The organism is Parvibaculum sp. (assembly GCF_045863935.1).
Lineage (GTDB): Bacteria > Pseudomonadota > Alphaproteobacteria > Parvibaculales > Parvibaculaceae > Parvibaculum.
The window spans coordinates 115,140-130,098 of the sequence record NZ_BTVP01000004.1; the positions used below are offsets into that span (position 1 = coordinate 115,140).

Annotated in this window: 17 protein-coding genes; 2 read left to right on the forward strand and 15 right to left on the reverse strand. The window is 66.1% G+C overall.

Annotated features, from left to right (window positions below; translation table 11 throughout):
• Positions 1 to 124: 124 nt before the first annotated feature.
• From ACKUUH_RS03195 to ACKUUH_RS03225, 7 genes are all read right to left on the reverse strand, one after another.
• Positions 125 to 1,630 carry a DUF3363 domain-containing protein gene (locus ACKUUH_RS03195; RefSeq protein ID WP_407948423.1) on the reverse strand — a complete coding sequence of 502 codons (1,506 nt, stop codon included), beginning with the start codon at positions 1,628 to 1,630 and terminating at the stop codon, positions 125 to 127.
• An 868-nt stretch (positions 1,631 to 2,498) separates the two neighbouring features.
• A complete protein-coding gene (locus ACKUUH_RS03200; protein ID WP_407948424.1) occupies positions 2,499 to 3,401 on the reverse strand; it encodes a lytic transglycosylase domain-containing protein in 903 nt (300 codons plus the stop codon).
• A 24-nt stretch (positions 3,402 to 3,425) separates the two neighbouring features.
• Positions 3,426 to 3,758 (reverse strand): DUF736 domain-containing protein, encoded by a 333-nt coding sequence (locus ACKUUH_RS03205; protein WP_407948409.1) that lies wholly within the window; start codon positions 3,756 to 3,758, stop codon positions 3,426 to 3,428.
• 34 nt (positions 3,759 to 3,792) lie between these two features.
• Positions 3,793 to 4,350 carry a S26 family signal peptidase gene (locus ACKUUH_RS03210; RefSeq protein WP_407948410.1) on the reverse strand — a complete coding sequence of 186 codons (558 nt, stop codon included), beginning with the start codon at positions 4,348 to 4,350 and terminating at the stop codon, positions 3,793 to 3,795.
• Positions 4,347 to 4,865 carry a DUF2840 domain-containing protein gene (locus ACKUUH_RS03215; protein WP_407948411.1) on the reverse strand — a complete coding sequence of 173 codons (519 nt, stop codon included), beginning with the start codon at positions 4,863 to 4,865 and terminating at the stop codon, positions 4,347 to 4,349. Before ACKUUH_RS03215 ends, ACKUUH_RS03210 begins: the two co-directional genes overlap by 4 nt.
• Positions 4,862 to 6,004, reverse strand: a complete 1,143-nt coding sequence (locus ACKUUH_RS03220; protein ID WP_407948412.1) for a replication initiator protein A — start codon at positions 6,002 to 6,004, stop codon at positions 4,862 to 4,864. The genes ACKUUH_RS03215 and ACKUUH_RS03220 overlap by 4 nt, the downstream gene beginning before the upstream one ends.
• Entirely contained in the window at positions 6,005 to 6,277 is a 273-nt protein-coding gene (locus ACKUUH_RS03225; protein ID WP_020011518.1) for an AlpA family transcriptional regulator, read from the reverse strand.
• A 475-nt stretch (positions 6,278 to 6,752) separates the two neighbouring features.
• Here ACKUUH_RS03225 and ACKUUH_RS03230 point away from each other — a divergent pair, with 475 nt between their 5' ends.
• The gene (locus ACKUUH_RS03230; RefSeq protein WP_407948413.1) at positions 6,753 to 7,049 is read left to right on the forward strand and encodes a DNA -binding domain-containing protein; all 297 of its coding nucleotides are present in this window, start codon (positions 6,753 to 6,755) and stop codon (positions 7,047 to 7,049) included.
• Positions 7,050 to 7,051: 2 nt separating this feature from the next.
• On the opposite strand, the gene ACKUUH_RS03235 is transcribed toward ACKUUH_RS03230, so the two are convergent.
• The 5 genes from ACKUUH_RS03235 to ACKUUH_RS03255 form a co-directional block, all read right to left on the reverse strand.
• On the reverse strand, positions 7,052 to 7,561 hold the full coding sequence (locus ACKUUH_RS03235; protein ID WP_407948414.1) for a DUF2285 domain-containing protein: 510 nt from the start codon (positions 7,559 to 7,561) through the stop codon (positions 7,052 to 7,054).
• 70 nt (positions 7,562 to 7,631) lie between these two features.
• Positions 7,632 to 7,835 carry a transcriptional regulator domain-containing protein gene (locus ACKUUH_RS03240; RefSeq protein ID WP_407948415.1) on the reverse strand — a complete coding sequence of 68 codons (204 nt, stop codon included), beginning with the start codon at positions 7,833 to 7,835 and terminating at the stop codon, positions 7,632 to 7,634.
• 282 nt (positions 7,836 to 8,117) lie between these two features.
• Complete coding sequence (locus ACKUUH_RS03245) at positions 8,118 to 8,282, reverse strand: hypothetical protein (RefSeq protein ID WP_407948416.1); 165 nt, start codon at positions 8,280 to 8,282, stop codon at positions 8,118 to 8,120.
• A 472-nt stretch (positions 8,283 to 8,754) separates the two neighbouring features.
• Complete coding sequence (locus ACKUUH_RS03250) at positions 8,755 to 9,156, reverse strand: single-stranded DNA-binding protein (RefSeq protein WP_407948417.1); 402 nt, start codon at positions 9,154 to 9,156, stop codon at positions 8,755 to 8,757.
• Between the two features lie 699 nt (positions 9,157 to 9,855).
• Positions 9,856 to 10,272 carry a hypothetical protein gene (locus tag ACKUUH_RS03255; RefSeq protein ID WP_407948418.1) on the reverse strand — a complete coding sequence of 139 codons (417 nt, stop codon included), beginning with the start codon at positions 10,270 to 10,272 and terminating at the stop codon, positions 9,856 to 9,858.
• A 258-nt stretch (positions 10,273 to 10,530) separates the two neighbouring features.
• Between ACKUUH_RS03255 and ACKUUH_RS03260 the strand changes: the two genes are divergently transcribed.
• Positions 10,531 to 11,448 (forward strand): DUF6615 family protein, encoded by a 918-nt coding sequence (locus tag ACKUUH_RS03260; RefSeq protein ID WP_407948419.1) that lies wholly within the window; start codon positions 10,531 to 10,533, stop codon positions 11,446 to 11,448.
• A gap of 21 nt (positions 11,449 to 11,469) precedes the next feature.
• Here ACKUUH_RS03260 and ACKUUH_RS03265 read toward each other — a convergent pair whose 3' ends face one another.
• The 3 genes from ACKUUH_RS03265 to ACKUUH_RS03275 all read right to left on the reverse strand — a co-directional run.
• On the reverse strand, positions 11,470 to 12,402 hold the full coding sequence (locus ACKUUH_RS03265; RefSeq protein ID WP_407948420.1) for a DUF2493 domain-containing protein: 933 nt from the start codon (positions 12,400 to 12,402) through the stop codon (positions 11,470 to 11,472).
• Between the two features lie 322 nt (positions 12,403 to 12,724).
• Positions 12,725 to 13,786, reverse strand: coding sequence for a toprim domain-containing protein (locus tag ACKUUH_RS03270; RefSeq protein WP_407948421.1), 1,062 nt, complete (start codon positions 13,784 to 13,786; stop codon positions 12,725 to 12,727).
• Positions 13,786 to 14,959: strawberry notch C-terminal domain-containing protein (locus ACKUUH_RS03275; protein ID WP_407948422.1), on the reverse strand; the 1,174-nt coding region annotated here is incomplete at its 5' end. The genes ACKUUH_RS03275 and ACKUUH_RS03270, both read right to left, overlap by 1 nt.

Here is a 14,959-nt window from a genome sequence, read left to right on the forward strand (position 1 = left end):
TCATTGCCACAGATATGGCCTGCTGCTCCCCTCCACTTTGCCTATTCCATACAGACCAATTAGGTCGGGGATAACCAAGCGGAGGTTTGTAGAGGGACGGAGCTACCTCGGTTCGGCGCGTGCTTCAGAGCGTGAGGCCGCGAGACCGCCCCAACTGCCACGACACCGATCCGCCCTGAACGACGCCGCTGACCTCGCGGCCGAGCTGGCGGTCGATGACCGGCCGCCACGGGACAAGGGTGAACTCGTGGCTCTGCTCGACCACGGCGAACTTTCCGCTCGATAGCTGGACGGTCCCGGCGAACTTACCGGAGACGGTCTCGCCATCGGTGGCGGCGCGGAACGGCAGGCCCTTCGTCGCGGCCAGCTCGCCACCGACACGGGCAACCTCGCGCTCGCGCAGCGTGGCGAGAAGATTTCGCCGATAGGCGATGCCGCCGCCCGGCTGACGGGCCGCGTCGCCCCGGTCGATATGATGCTCGCGGCGGCGATCCATCGCCTCGCGCACCTCGCGGCCGAAGCCGGCGGGCGCGAGATCTGATGTCTCGGCCGAGACCAGTCGCCGGTCGAGCCAGGTCATACCGTCCGCGCCGATCTGCTGTTCAAGCCGGGCGGTGGCGAGGATGCGGATATTGGCCTGCCGGTTGCGGCCCGCGTCATAGGCGGCGGCGCGCGCCTCGTAGTCTTGCGGGATGCGCCACTGGTCGTCGTCGATCCGCTCGGCGATCCCCGCGCGGCGCAGCGCCTCCAGCCGGCGCACATGCGCATCGATATAGCCACCATAGTCGCCGCCGGGCGCGCGGCCCTCGAACTTCGCCTGTTCGAGATGCCGGCTTGGCCGATAGATGCCGCCTTCGGCGATCGTCGCGATGGTGCGGTCGGACGGACGGCTCGCGGTATCCGGCGGGCCAATCTCGACGACGCTGCCGATCCGGGCATCGGCGACGCGGGCCGGGTCGATGCCGGCGACATGGTGCGTGCGGCCGTCGATGCCGTCGACCACCACGGTCAGGTTCTCGCCCAGCTCGTCGGTCAGATATTTGTCGACGACGCGGCCGACGATCGGGACTTCCGGCGCGGCGTCGTGAATTTGGAAGGTCATGGGGTCGCGCTCCAGCCCGTCGGCCTTCAGCGCCTTGTGCATGTTGCGGATGATGTCGCCGCGCTCGCCCAGCTCGCGCAGCGCCGGTTCCATCCGCTCACCCAGTTCCCAGACGCCCGGCGCGTGCTCGGTGGCGAAGCCCATCTTCTCCAGCTTGGCGAGACGGCGCAGGCGCAGCGTCCGGTTGAACTGGCGCTTCGGATCGGCGGGCTCGTGGCGCAGGTCGAGGAAGCGGTCATCGGCTTCCTCGGTCATGGCGCGGTCGATGCGGGTGAAGCGGTCATCGTCGACTTCGGCCGAGAGTTTGCGGCTCTGCTCGATCTCCGTGACGGGGCCGAGTTCGAGCGTGGCGAGATCGCTCGCCCGTTCGCGGATGCCGTTGGCGAGATAGTCGCCGTTGATGACGAGGTTTTCGCCCAGCTCGTCCTTGCCGCGCACGATGACATGGACATGCGGATGGCCGGTGTTGTGGTGATTGACCGCGACCCAATCGAGCCGGGTGCCGAGATCGGTTTCGACCTGGCTCATGAGGTCGCGCGTATAGGCCGTGAGGTGGGAAAGGTCCGCGCCGTCCTCGGGCGAAACGATGAAGCGGAACTGGTGGCGATCGTCCGCGCCGCGCTCGACGAAGGCGGTTCCGTCGGCACGGTCTTCGGTCGCCGAATAGAGCTGGCCGCGCTCGCCGTCGCGCGAGGTGCCGTCACGCTGGATGTAGCGGAGATGCGCGGCGGACTTCCCGTTCTTGCCCGCGCCCTGAACGTAGCGGGTTTTGACGACGACGCGGCGCTGGCCGGGCGTGCTGTGCTTCCATCCGCCCGACAAGGTGCGGGCGCGCACGAAGGCCGCGCCGCGTCCGCGCTTGAGGCCCGGCGCGCTCGTCCGCGCCGCCTTGCCGCCCTTGGCGGGCGACGACGATCGGGAGCGCGATGGTGACGACGCCGAGGACCGTGACGGGCTGTTGCTCTGCTGACGCGCGATCTTCTTCGCCTGGGTGAGAAAGCTCTTGGCCTTACCGAGTTTGGGCGTGTCGGCGCGGATGCGGCCGGGCTTCGGCCGAAAGCGAAATTCGTCGTCGGCGCTCAAGGACGCGCCTCCGGCCAAACACGCAGAGAACCGTCCGATTTCGGGCCATGGTGCCGGTCGAAACCCAGCAAAGCCAAGGCTTTGCGCGAACACGCGGCACGCGGGCTCCAGAAGCAAGGTGCCGGAAACGGCGCTCCAAAACAGTGTGCAGACAAGGGCTTGCCCTGAAACCGCCGCCCCGTGGTGCCGGTTTCCTTTATCTTGCCCTCCGCCCTTTCTTCCCTTCCTGCCCTCAAGACGGGGAATGCAGCCAGGCGACCCGTTGCCTGACTGCACACCGGATTCGGCCCGCTCGAACGCAAGAACGCGATGCTCATCGCATTCCCCCGCCGTTCGCACGGGCCACGAACATGACGCCGCGCTGCGGCTCGCTATCTGCTGGATCGCGCACCGGAACGGCAGCGCGACCGTCGCCGGATCGCCCGCTGGATTGCGCATCCGACTGCCCGCCCGATGACGGCGCGGCTGCGGTTTGCGTGCTGCCCGCGCGCAGGATGAACAGCGGGGCTTCGCGCCAATCGGGCGGCGGCTCGGCGCGCTTCTCCGGCGTATCGGGTGTGGCCGCACCGCCGAGCAGCGGCAATAGCGCGGCGACATACGCGCGGGTTTCGGCGGGCAGCGGGCGGCCGGTCGCGCGATGATCGTCGTAGCGGCCGGGACCGGCATTGTAGGCGGCGAGCATGGCCGCGACATTGCCATAGCGGTCCCACATCTCGCGCAGATAGGCGGTGCCTGCGAGGATGTTGTCGTGCGGATCATAAGGATCGCGGCCGAGCCGATAGCGCACGCGCAAACCCGCCCAGGTGTCGGGCATGACCTGCATCAAGCCGAGCGCGCCGGCTGTCGAGATCGCGCGCACGTCGCCCGCGCTTTCGGCGCGCAGCACGGCGCGAATCCAGTGCTCGGGAATGCCGAAGCGCTGCGATGCCTCGGTGATGTGCGCGCGGTGCGGATCGGCGACCGGGCGCATGACGGACGCCGATTGCGCGATCGTCACCGTCGGCCCGGCCGGCAGCGTGAGCGTGACGGCGAGGAGAAGAACGGCATAGCGCCGTGACGATCGTTCTCCGCCGAACCGCCAGCCTGCCAGCGTGCTCGCTGCGGTCAAGGGTGCGCGCAGAGCGCCGGCCGATGGCCGCCCTTGACCTTCGCTGTGCGCGCCGGCCGACTTGTGGTCGAGCGGGACGAAGGAATGAGACGGCCTTCCCGCGAACAAAGGAATGATGGGAGCGCGCACCGATCAGCTCCGATCTTCGCGCGCCCGCTGGCGCTTCCATGCGAGCCGGAAGGTGCGTCCCTCGTCGTCGGCCTGGAAGAGCGCCGGACGAAACAGTGCGGGGAAAATCGGGCTGTCGATCTCCAGGGCGATGTAGTCCCCGGCGCGTTCGCCGACACGTTTCCACGCCGCGCCGATCTCGGGGCCGTCCTCGTCGTCGAGATGAATGCGCCAGGCGGGCGCGTTGTCGGCGTCGCCCGGATCGATGGCGACGAGCACGATGGCCTCGTCGATGCCGAACAAACGGATGCGGCCGGCATAGCCGTTGGCGGTCGGTTCAAAGAGGGTAGAGGGCATGGTCAGTCTCCTTCGCTGGGGGTGATGGGGATGGTCAGCGCGTCGCCGATGATGTTCGGGCGCGCCAGACGAAGCGGCCGTCGCCGTCCTCGTCGGTCCAGAGCGGCCGCGCGCGGCCGATGACGGTGCGCGCCGGAACGGGGCCGAAGTAGCGGCCGTCCAGGCTGTCGCGGACACCGGGATTCATGAGGAAGAGTTCGCCGGGCGCGATGATGTGGCAGCCCTGCCAGACGGGCAGATCGCGGCCGATCCGGTCGCGGTCGAGCCCATCGCCGATCGCTACGCCATCGACCGTGACGGTGCGGCCAGTGCGGCAAACCTGCTGGCCAGGAAGCCCCGCGACGCGCTTCAGGAGCGGCACGCCGTTGCCGACATAGCCGCGCGCGACCATGAAATGGGCGAGCGGTTCGGGAGGAATGACGGCGACCAGTTCGGGCACGGCCAGCCGATCGGCCGGGGCGATGGCGTAGAGCCCGACCGGCGCGCTGGCGGTGACGTTCCAGACCAACCGTGTCGGCATGTCGGTCACGGCGGTCGCGGCGATGGTGATGACGGCAAGCGCCGACACCGCGACGATGCGGCGGCGGCTCATGGGTCAATCCTCCGGCGGCCGATCCACGCGGCATGGCGCTCGGGCGTGTAGGCGTTCGGCTCCAGACCGGCGGAAAGCCGGTTATGGACGTGCCGCCAATGGTCGGGCGACGCCTCGGCCGGATCGAGGCCGAGCGCTTCCACCGCGTCGATCGCGGCAAGCGCGCGCTGGACCTTGGGCCAGCCGTCGATCCGCAACAGGATGTCGCCGCCCGGCTGCACGAAGGGCAAGGTCTGGAAGGGCTCGCCCCGGCCGATGGCGCGCACGATGTCGATGCGTGAAACGACTGTGCCGTGCTCGCCCGCCGCCCAGCGGACGAAGGCGAAGATGCTGTCGGGCGCGAAGCCGACGATGCTGCGGCGACGGTCGAGGATCTGTTCGTAGCTCTTGCGCCCGAACCTGATCCAGCGCTCGACCTTGCGTTTCTCGAAGGTCAGTTCGACCATGGTGGTGAATGGTGCGGGTCCGTCCGGCTGCGGACGGCCATGGGCGCGGTGGGAGGCTTTGCCGCTCATGGCAGCTCTCCGTCGCGGCCGGGAGTGTCATGCGCGAACAGGTCGCGCAGCACGTCGGCGACGGACCTTGCGGCACCGGCACCACGTTTCGCGCGCGTGTGCGCCTCAGAAGAAAAGTTAGATTCTTGGTTAGACTCTAAGTTAGCGCCTGGATTCCGCTTTGCAGGCCAAAGGCTTAACTGGGGTTCGTGCGCCCGAAGTCCCGATAGTGCCGCGCCTGAAGTCCCGATACCCTTTGCGCCCGAAGTCACGAGCGTTTCCACACCCTTTTCAACAGGCACTGTGGATGTGCCCGCGGGCCGGATTTGCAGCAGCTCGCGGCGGCCTTCGCGGTAGATTTCGAGGCGGTATCCGAGCAGCGATTGCTTGGCGGCGATGCGGCGCAGATCGAGCGCGAAATCGGAAATCCGCGCCATGCTGCCGGATTTCTGGTGAAGGTGCGCGACCTCGAACAGCCAGCCGTGCGGCTGATGTCCGGCATGTTTTCGGGCGACGCGATAGAGCCACCGTTCGATGCCGCCGGTCAGCCGGAAGTAGGCCGGGTCGATCGCCAGCACGAGCGAGCGATCGGTGACGCCGCGATAGAACCAGTCCGGCAGGACGAACTCCATGCCCTCGACGCGGCCGTCGCGGGTGGTCAGTTCCTCCCATTCGTTGATCCAGGAGAATTGATGCCGGCGCCAATGCTCGCCCTGCCGGATCGTCGTGCGGATGGACGTCGATTGCAGGCGGATGAGTGCGTTCTTGAGCAGGCGATACTCGCGCGCGCCGGTGGCGCGGCCGGTTGCCATGAGGAGCTGATACGGCGTGAAGCGGAAAAAGCGCGAGGTGCGCAGGCCGTTGTTCTCGGCCGCGACGATCTGCGAGGCGGCCCAGATGAGCACGTCGGCGTCCCAGATGGTCGCCATGCCGTAGTCGGCCATGCCGAACACCTCCACGCGGACGCCGCTGGATTCGTAGAGGATCGGCGCGGTGCGCTTGGCCTTGGCGAGCGAGAAGAACGGCCGTTCCATCAGGTCGCGTTGATCGCGGGGGCTCGCGTCGCCGGTCGCGACCACGAAGGGGTCGAGGCGGCTGCGCTCGCTGGCGTCGTGGCTAGACTGCGCGGCGGCGGGGCGATGATCGTCGTCGTGCAGCATTCAGCACTCGCCCCGCTCTTGCGGCGTCAGCGGGCGGGCCGGGAAGACCGTGCCCGCGTTCGGATCGCGGGTGGATTTGCGGGTGCCGATCTCGGTCCAGGCTTCGAGATCGTGAATGGTGTAGAGGACGCGGCCACCGACCTTGCGATAGGTCGGGCCGGTTCCGTAGGTGCGATGCTTCTCAAGGGTGCGGATGGAGATGCCGAGGAAGCGCGCGGCTTCCTGTGTGCGCAGCAGGCGCGGCGGCATGTCCGCATTGGGGCGGATGGCCATAGGATCACCTCTGGATCATGGGTTGGTGCACGCTGCCGTCGTGGCGGCGGGCTATGGCGAACCATGGCGAGGGATCGGCGGCCGGTAGCGTGCCGCATTTGCGCTTATGCGCTGGCGGCACCCCGCGAAAAGACCATCACGAAGCGAAGAAGTTTTGGTAATTCAGTGGCTCATTGCCTGCCGTGTGGATTCGGCGAAGACATCGCCATGCGGTTCGGTTATGACTGGTAACGGAGCAGAGACGCGCTGCTCCGGGGCGTCGAAACCCCTCACGAACGGTTGGTGCTGGCCGTTACGGCACCGAACTCCTTGACCTTATGGTCGGGGAGCCTGTGGCGTATGCAACAGGTTCACCCGAACTAAAGGCCACGGGGCCGTTTCGTGACGGTTTCGAACTCCCCGATCACCAAGAGTCATAGAGGATGTTTGCGGGGGCGTACCGCAGACCAAATCTCCTCGGCATTGGGGAGTTGTTATGCAAATCGATCTCGATCCTGACGTGGCCGATGAAGCACCAACAGTAAACGTCGTCACGCCCTATGACGAGCAGCACTACGTCACCTATCTGCGTCTTCTCGATGCCAGCCGGGACGGCGCGGACTGGCAGGAGGTGACGCGCGTTGTCTTGCACCGCGATCCCATCGCCGAGAAATCGCGCAGCCGCCGTTGCTGGGAAAGCCATCTAGCTCGCGCGCAATGGCTCTCAGGCTCGGGCTATCGGCGCATTCTGGAACAGGCGGTCGCGGCGGTGCGCGGCGACAAACCGATATAGCCTTATTTGCCGGATGCCTTGAGCGGGTAGTGCAGCAGCAACCTGTAGCCGCCGCGCATCATCTTGATGCCATGCGCCACCAGACGGCGGGCCTTGTTCTTGCGCGGATCGACCTCGAAATCCTCTTTCGTGCCGCTGAACCCAAGCAGGACTTCCGAAATGGCGCGGTAACTCTCGCCGCGAAGGCGAGCGTCCAGCGCGCGCAACGACAAGATATGCCATTGCCGAAGTTGGGCGGGCAGCGCACGGAAGTCACGCCCCGGTTGATGGCCCTTGAGCGCGCGGACCAGTCGGCGGGCAGCATGAGAACGAAGATCGTAGAAGGCGTCGATCGGCAGGACTGTGCCATAGAATGCCGCCGCATCGGGAACGGCGTGCGGCAACCAGAACTGATGCGCGACACCATCGACCTGCCAGATGCCATGCCAGCCATCGGTAGCCTGGCGCAGGTCGAGACCGTCAAGATGCGCCAGCGTAACTATTGGCTCGGTCTCTCCGTTGCGATGCTGCACCGGGGAAAGCCAGATGGCCTGCGGTTGAAGGCTTGGGCTCCAGAATAGGGCCTGCCGATCAGATGGGGTTTCAGGATCGGTCGGAAAATCGCAACCCCCAGCGTTGCACAAAGGCTTCCAGCCGTTCTGGGGCCGGCTTGCTCGATGCGGTGATAGCCTGAAACTCACGACGATAGTCGTCGTCGCGGCGGAGATATTCCCAAGCGAAACCGGCAGCGGGTATGCTCTTGGCAAATTTATAAGCCGCCGGAGAACGCCAATCGATGCTCAGCATGGCGTTGCCTCCCTATACCGGACACATGCAAAGCAACGCCCGGATAGAGAGCTTCAAGCATTGGTTGAAATAACTGTAGCCGCGCTGTCAAGATAACTGGATCGCCTAAATCGATCAATATTTAGGTTATTTTCTTCTTAATAGAGCTTGTGTGCTTTTGCGAGCCGGGCGTGGCCCGGCGAGCGCGGCCATGCTTTCGGCAGGGCCGCGCTGCCGATCCGAGCCGTCGGATCGGCATGGTCGCGACAGCCTTGCGGTCAGAGGCACGAATGCCTCGCCGGCCTACGCAAAGGGGTCTACTTCGGAGACGATGCTATCTTCATCGCCGTCATATTCGGTGGCGGGGGTCACGCTCATGGTGCCGTCGCCGGCGCGGAAGACGACGATGACGACCATCAGGGTGGCGGCCAGGCTGACGGCGTAGGCGTTGGCGGCGGTGAGGCTCATGATCCGGCTTCCGTTTTGGCGGGGACCATCCCCGCTCGACGGCGGCCGAAGTGTTCAGGTCTGGGCCGGGGTCATCGCGTAGGCGAAGCTGAAGCGACCGCACGCTTGCGTAGCGGACCCCATGAGGGTTGACCCTGGAAGGCCGGGACCGGAACCAAGGTTGAGCCCAAAGAGCGGGGTGGTTCGCGCCACTTCGGAAAAGAGGCCGGATGAGCGTCACCGTCGTCATCGCTGGTTTCGCGACACTGGCTCCTTGATGGCCGCATCGTCCGTCGTGATCCTCGGGGCGCTTGGGACGCCCGCCACCGAATATGACGATGCCGTGTGCGCCGGCCTCCCGATCCTTCCGCGTCGACCGGGGAGGGCGCGGTCTAGCGGCAAATCTGGCGGCGATCTCGCCCCGTCTTGGCGGCACTCTCGCGCGAACATGAAAAATCCCGGCGGCTTTCGCCGCCGGGTTCTTTCCTTCCGATCAGAACGGGATGTCGTCATCCATGTCGCGCTGGTCGTCGTTGTCCTCGGCCTGCTTTGCCCGGCTGAGGAAGTCGACCGTCTCGGCGATGATCTCGCAGCCGTAGCGGTCGTTGCCCCGCTGATCGGTCCATTTGGTGTAGTGGATGCGGCCGCGAACCAGAACCTTCATCCCCTTGTCGCAATGCGCCTGGACCGTCTTGCCGAGACCGTTGAAGACGGTGATCCGGTGCCATTCGGTGTCCTGCACCCGGCGGCCTTCGCTGTCGCGGACGACCTTGCCTTCCGAGTAGCGGGGGCGCGAGGTCGCGAGGGTGAAGTGGGTTATGCTCGTGCCGCTCTGGGTGTTGCGGGTTTCCGGGGTCTGGCCGATGTTGCCGGCGAGGATGACGATGTTCTGCATTTTCAGTCTCCGTTGCTTCCCGGAGGGATCATTCCCTCCGACGAGACCCGAAAAAGGACGTCTGGAGACTCCTGCATCGCCGCCCTTGGCGGCGGCTTGACCCGCAAGGTCCGGGTGGTGCGGGCAGCCGCGCTTGCGCGGCAACACGGCCGGAAACCGCGGGGGTTGCCGGAGGAAACAGAACGGACTTAGGGGATCAGTCAGTCGGGGGGATTGGTGCGTCCGAAAGCCCGATGGAGACGCCTTTTCAGAACCATCGTCCTTGCCGGTGCGATGCCCGGATCAGGCCCCAGCCCGCATCGACGCCCTGCGCATCGTATCAGCCCGTTTCAACCCGATCACCCGCATCGCTGCGACGGGAAAAGCCAATCGTCTGCGCGAAGCGCCTGCCGGATTATCAGGACACCGACGGGACAGGCTCGAATCCCGCGACAGGCGATGGCGTGGGTCCTGACCATGCGCGTGGAGGATGACGGGCTCGCGGCCACGGCCGTCACGCAGCCAAGGGACCGGCCGGCATTGCGCCGACCTTCTCCGCGCCCGGATATCCGCCGATGTCGGTCTTCTCGATGCCGAGTGAAGCGCGCCAGGAACGACACGATCGCCGCGCCACGGCTTTGACGCCGGCCTCTGACCGGAAGGTGAAACCGGCGGGGAATGCTGCCGGGATCGGCATGGGAGCGCTGGAGCGCCGCCACCTCAACGGGCGGGGCTGGAGCTTGCGACGCCGTTCAGATTGATGAGGGCGGCGATGCCGACGACCAGTCCGCTCGCGCCGCAGAGCAGGTTCAGCGCGAAGCCTGAGTCGATCATGGTCTTCGTCGCGCCATGCACCAGCGCGTAGCCGGCGATGGCCGAAGGCGCGGCGAACAGCGCGAGCGCGCCGAGGCGCAGGGCCGGGTTCTTCGCGAAGCCGAGGACCGCGAGGACCAACAGGACCGAGGCGAGCGCCGCGCCGAGGGCAGCGACGGCGGACATGAGGAAGCCGGCGCCGGCCCCATGGACATATTGGAACGCCGTGATGGCGGTCATCACGGGCAGCGCATAGATCGCGAGGTGCCAGGCGATCACGGCAAGGGTGATGGTCAGTGAGGCGGCGAGAAGGATCAGCGTCATGGAAACCTCCGGGTGAACGGATGAGGATCACGACAGGCTGCTTCTGGATACGCTCTACCTGCGACTATGTTGCTTCGCCGGTTCTTCGCAAAAGATAAGAGTGAGCTTTGATCCGCTCGTCAAGTCAGCTTGGGGAAGCGGATTTGCTTTATAGGGGCGCCAGGACTGTGCGTTGGGGAAAGTAACGGTGAACGGGCGGCGCTCCCGAACTGGCGTCACCCCCGGCGCAATTCTATCTGTGTTCGCAAAGGGGGATTCATGCCGACGACAATGTGTGAACTGGCGACCAAGCTGCCGCTCTTGATCGGCCAGCTTCTCGATCGCGAAAGCCATCTTGAGCGCGGGCGTTTCCGGGAGGAGACGATGACCGATATTTTCACGGGCGCGCTGGCTGCGTTTGCCGGCCCCAATCTCGTGATTCAATATCCGATCGAAGTCGATACTGGCGGCGATCTTGATCTGCGCTTCTGGCACGCGGAGAGCCGCCGCAACCTCTGCGTCAGGATTCAGGCCAAGCGCCTGAACGCCGCGGACAAGGGCTCGAAAGCGGTCAAGATCAAACATCGCGCTTACAATGAGCTGCTTCACTATCCGCCGACGGCGACGGACTACCAGTTCCGGGTTCTGCGCGACGCGCCTGATCCGTGGATACCGCTCTATATGTTTTACAATCATCATAGCGTAACGCGCGATCCCGCATTCGTCAGGACAACGCCGACCATCAAGGGGATCAATCTGGCCTTTGCCAGCGACATCGCCGATGAGCTTGAGGTGAAACTGGCCTCCGCGTCGGCAACGCCGAGGAAGATCAAGCACCACAAACGGCTCAGCCATCTGCGCAAGCATTTCTTCGGGATCGAGGCGATCCTGTGCCCGCCGGGAGACTGGAAGGGCGAAGCCGTTCCTCCGCCGGATTTCGTGCAGCAATCCCTGAGAGAGAGGTATCGCTGGGATGCCCCTGGCGTGAAAGGCAGGGACGATGTGGATGCGGTCATCCGCCGCCTTCTGGAGCCCACCGGCCTCGTCGTTGCTAGCGATGTCGGTCGCCGCTTGCCGGATGGCCCGGCGATCCGCGTCAGGCAACGTGACGTCGAGGTTCCGACGATTACCTTCATTTCCGGTCGAACCAGTGATGACCGGACGCCGACCATCACCGACAATCCTGGCGGTCAATAAGGCCGGGGTGGACGGCGGCGCTTACGCGCCGCCGTCGAACTTCATGACCGGGATGCCGAGCTTGCGGGCCTTGTCGGCGAGGTTGTCCTGAATCCCGGTGCCGGGGAAATGAATTACGCCGATCGGCATGGTGTCGAGTATCGCGTCGTTGCGTTTGAAGGGAGCTGCCTTGGCGTGCTTGGTCCAGTCGGGCTTGAAGGCGACCTGCGTGACCTTGCGATTGTCGGCCCATTTCGCGGCGATGAGTTCGGCGCCCTTCGGGCTTCCGCCGTGCAGCAGCACCATGCCCGGATGCTTGGCGTGAACCTGATCGAGCTTGGCCCAGATCAGGCGGTGATCGTTGAAGTCGAGACCGCCGGTGAAGGCGATCTTGGGGCCGGCGGGCAGCAGCACCTCATTTGCGGCGCGGCGCTTGGCGGCGAGGAAATCGCGGCTGTCGATCATCGCGGCGGTCAGGTTGCGATGGTTGACCATCGAGCCGGTGCGGGGCCGCCAGATCGAATGGGTGTTGCGCTCGAAGTGTTCGGCGGCTTGGTCGCGCATTAATTCAAAGGCGTCGCGCCGTTCGAGAAGGGTCTGTCCCTCGGCCGTCAGGCGTTCGAGTTCGACCGACTTCACCTCGGAGCCATCCTGTTCCCGCTGGAGGCGGCGCTGGGCGACTTCGTTATCGTCCAGCTCGCGTTCGATCCGGTCGGTGGCGCGGTGGAAGAGGTTGACCGTGCCCCAGAGCAATTCTTCGAGGTCGGGTTCGAGGCGGGTGTCCGCGAGCGTCACCACGAGGGCGTCGAAGATGTCGGCGATGCTGCCGGCGACAACATGGCCGTCGGGGAGCGGCCGCGGGTCCGGTTCGTCCTCGAAGGGGCGGTAGCCGTAGAGCGTTAGTTCCTGGAGGACGTGATCGGTCGGGGAGGAGGCGTGGTGGGGTTCGTAAGCGGTGTCGTGTTCTTCGGTCATGGCGGACTTCCTTCGTCTCGTGACCGCGCCCATCGCGGCCTTCATGGCGACGAAGGCGGCGGGCGGGACGGACCTGCACCTGACGCGAAGCGGAAGGCCGGAACGCAGAGGAGGATGGCGAAGGCCGTCGATTTTGCCTCGCGATGCAAAGCGCCCCTCGGGGGCGCGGCGGAAAATCGTCGGGCGCAGCTATTGCCTGTCCGGCCCGGCTGCTGCCCGATCGCCCTCTCAGAAGGCCGTGGGTGCGGCTCCTTGAGACGAAAGCTCCGCCAGCATCGTGACCGACACGACGCCGCGAGGCTCCATCACCCTCCCTTGCCGGTCAGACCGCCAGGGACATGAAGCGGGCGACGTCCTGGGGGATGATCTGGTCCCGCAGCCGTGCCGCCAATGTGTCGCGGCCGAGCAGCCGGAGATCCTCGTTGAAGTCCCCGAGGCGCGGTGTGAGCACCACCGTCTCGATCCCGACCGCGCTGGTGCGCTCGATCAGGGTCGTCATTGCGCCGTCGCCCGCCGGATCGTTGTCGCGAGCGATATAGAGCCGCCGCAGCGTCGCCGGGAACAGGATGGCGCAGAGGTGGGCGGCCGAGAGCGCCGCCATGGACGGCAGGGTGGGCAGGACGGATCGGACGGACAGCACCGTTTCGATGCCTTCGCCGGCCGCCATCACCTCCGAGCCCATGCCGAAGCGGACGGCCGACCCGAGAAGATCACCCATCGCACGCCGGGGTGTCTCGATGGGCGCGCGGCCGAGACGCGCTTCGCTGAAGCCAACAGGGTCGAGCCAGGTGCGATGCGCGCCGGTCAGTTTGCCGGAGAGGTCGGTGACGGCGGCGATCATCGCGGGCCAAGTCTCGGTCGGTGCGTGCTCGTCGGGCCGATAGTAGCAGCGCGGATGGAAGCGCAGCGCGCCGGTTTCATGCAGGGCCGTGATGGCGCGGTCCCGCAGATAGGTCTCCACGCGCGTTCGCGCGATGGACCGCGACATGGCGAAAAGCCGCTCCGCCGCTTCTGCCGACCCTGCCGGTGCGGGTGCGACGCTCCCCTTCAATCTCCCCGGTTCCGGGTCGGGATGGGGCAGACTGAGGAAGGTCCGCGCTTCCTCGGCCACGTCCTTGAAGTCGATGAGACCGCAGCTTTCGCGGATGACGTCGAGAAGATCGCCATGCTCGGCCGTCGCCGCATCGGTCCATTTGCCCGCCGCGCCCTTGCCGGTTTCGGAGCCCTTGAGGCGCACGAACATCGAGCGGCCGGGTGTGTTGCGGACATCGCCGACCAGCCAGTAGCGGCCTTCGCGGTGCCCCGAGGACAGATAGTGGCGGCATACCGCCTCGGCCTGACGGCCGAGACGGATCGCGAGTTCGCCGGCGTCGAGGCGGGCCATTACGCGGCCTCCTTTTCGCCGATGCGCTGGACGGGCCAGCGTTCGAGCAGCCTGCCGACGACGGCCGCGCCCTTGTTGTCGGTCGGCACGAACATGCGCAGCTTCCACGAAATGATCTCGTGGAAGAGGCCGTAGGCCGAGAGCCGCTCGCGCATCGTGTCGGTGAAGCCGGAGAATTCGATGCGGTTGGCGCCCATGACGCGGACACGCCGAAGCTGAAGGCCCTCGGCGAGATCGAGAATGGTGCGCCCGTCCATCAGCGCCATGAAGGCGTCGTCCGCCGTGAGCGTCGTGGCGCCGGTCGTGGTCGCGTTCGCGGCCCATGCTGGGGAGACCTTGCGGCCGATGATGCGCTCGCCGTCATCGGTCTGGAGCCGATACACGCGCGTCGACTCGTTCGGCAGGCGTTTCCAGATCGGCAGCAGGAGGCCGGTGACGACGTGGATGGTGCTGTCGGAAAATTCCGGCACCTCCGCGATCTCGGCGGCCCAGGCCGTCGCGAATGCGGCGTGATCGGCTTCGATCCAATGCGTTTCGCCCATGGCCTTCAGCGGAATGTTATGCGCCTCCATCGGCCGCAGCAGCCGCACCCGACGCTCGATCTCGCCATCGTCGAGCATGATGCTCGTCGTCGGCACCTGCACGGCGGCGTGGCCGGAGCGCTCGTTGATGAGGAGCCGGGCGCGCCGGTCATCGAGATGGCCGAGCGCCGCGTCCAGCGACAGCGGACGGTTGCGCTCGCGCTGGGTGATGGTCAGCAGCCGGGTTTCCGCGCCGGTGCCGGGATGGGCGTAGATGGTCTTGCGGTCGGTGACGATGAACCGCTCGGCGCTCAGCGTTTCCAGGCCGACATCATAGGTGCCGTTCGCGACCGCGCCCTCGATGCGCGCCGTCAGAAGCTGCTCGAAGGCGGTAAAGAGCACGCCCTGAAGCTCGATGGTCAGCGCCAGCAGGCGATTGAGGAAGGTCGTGATCGGCGGGAGTTCATCCTTGATGCCGGTCGAGTCCATCAGCTTCAGGCCGGTGGCGGACTCGAAGCGGTCGAGCGAGCAGCCATCGACCTTGCCGCGCACCAGAAGGAGATAGAGCTGGCGTAGCGCATCGCGCGCATAGGCGCTTTCCAGATTGTCCTCGGGCCGGAACAGGCCCTGACCGCCGGTCTGGCGCTGGCCG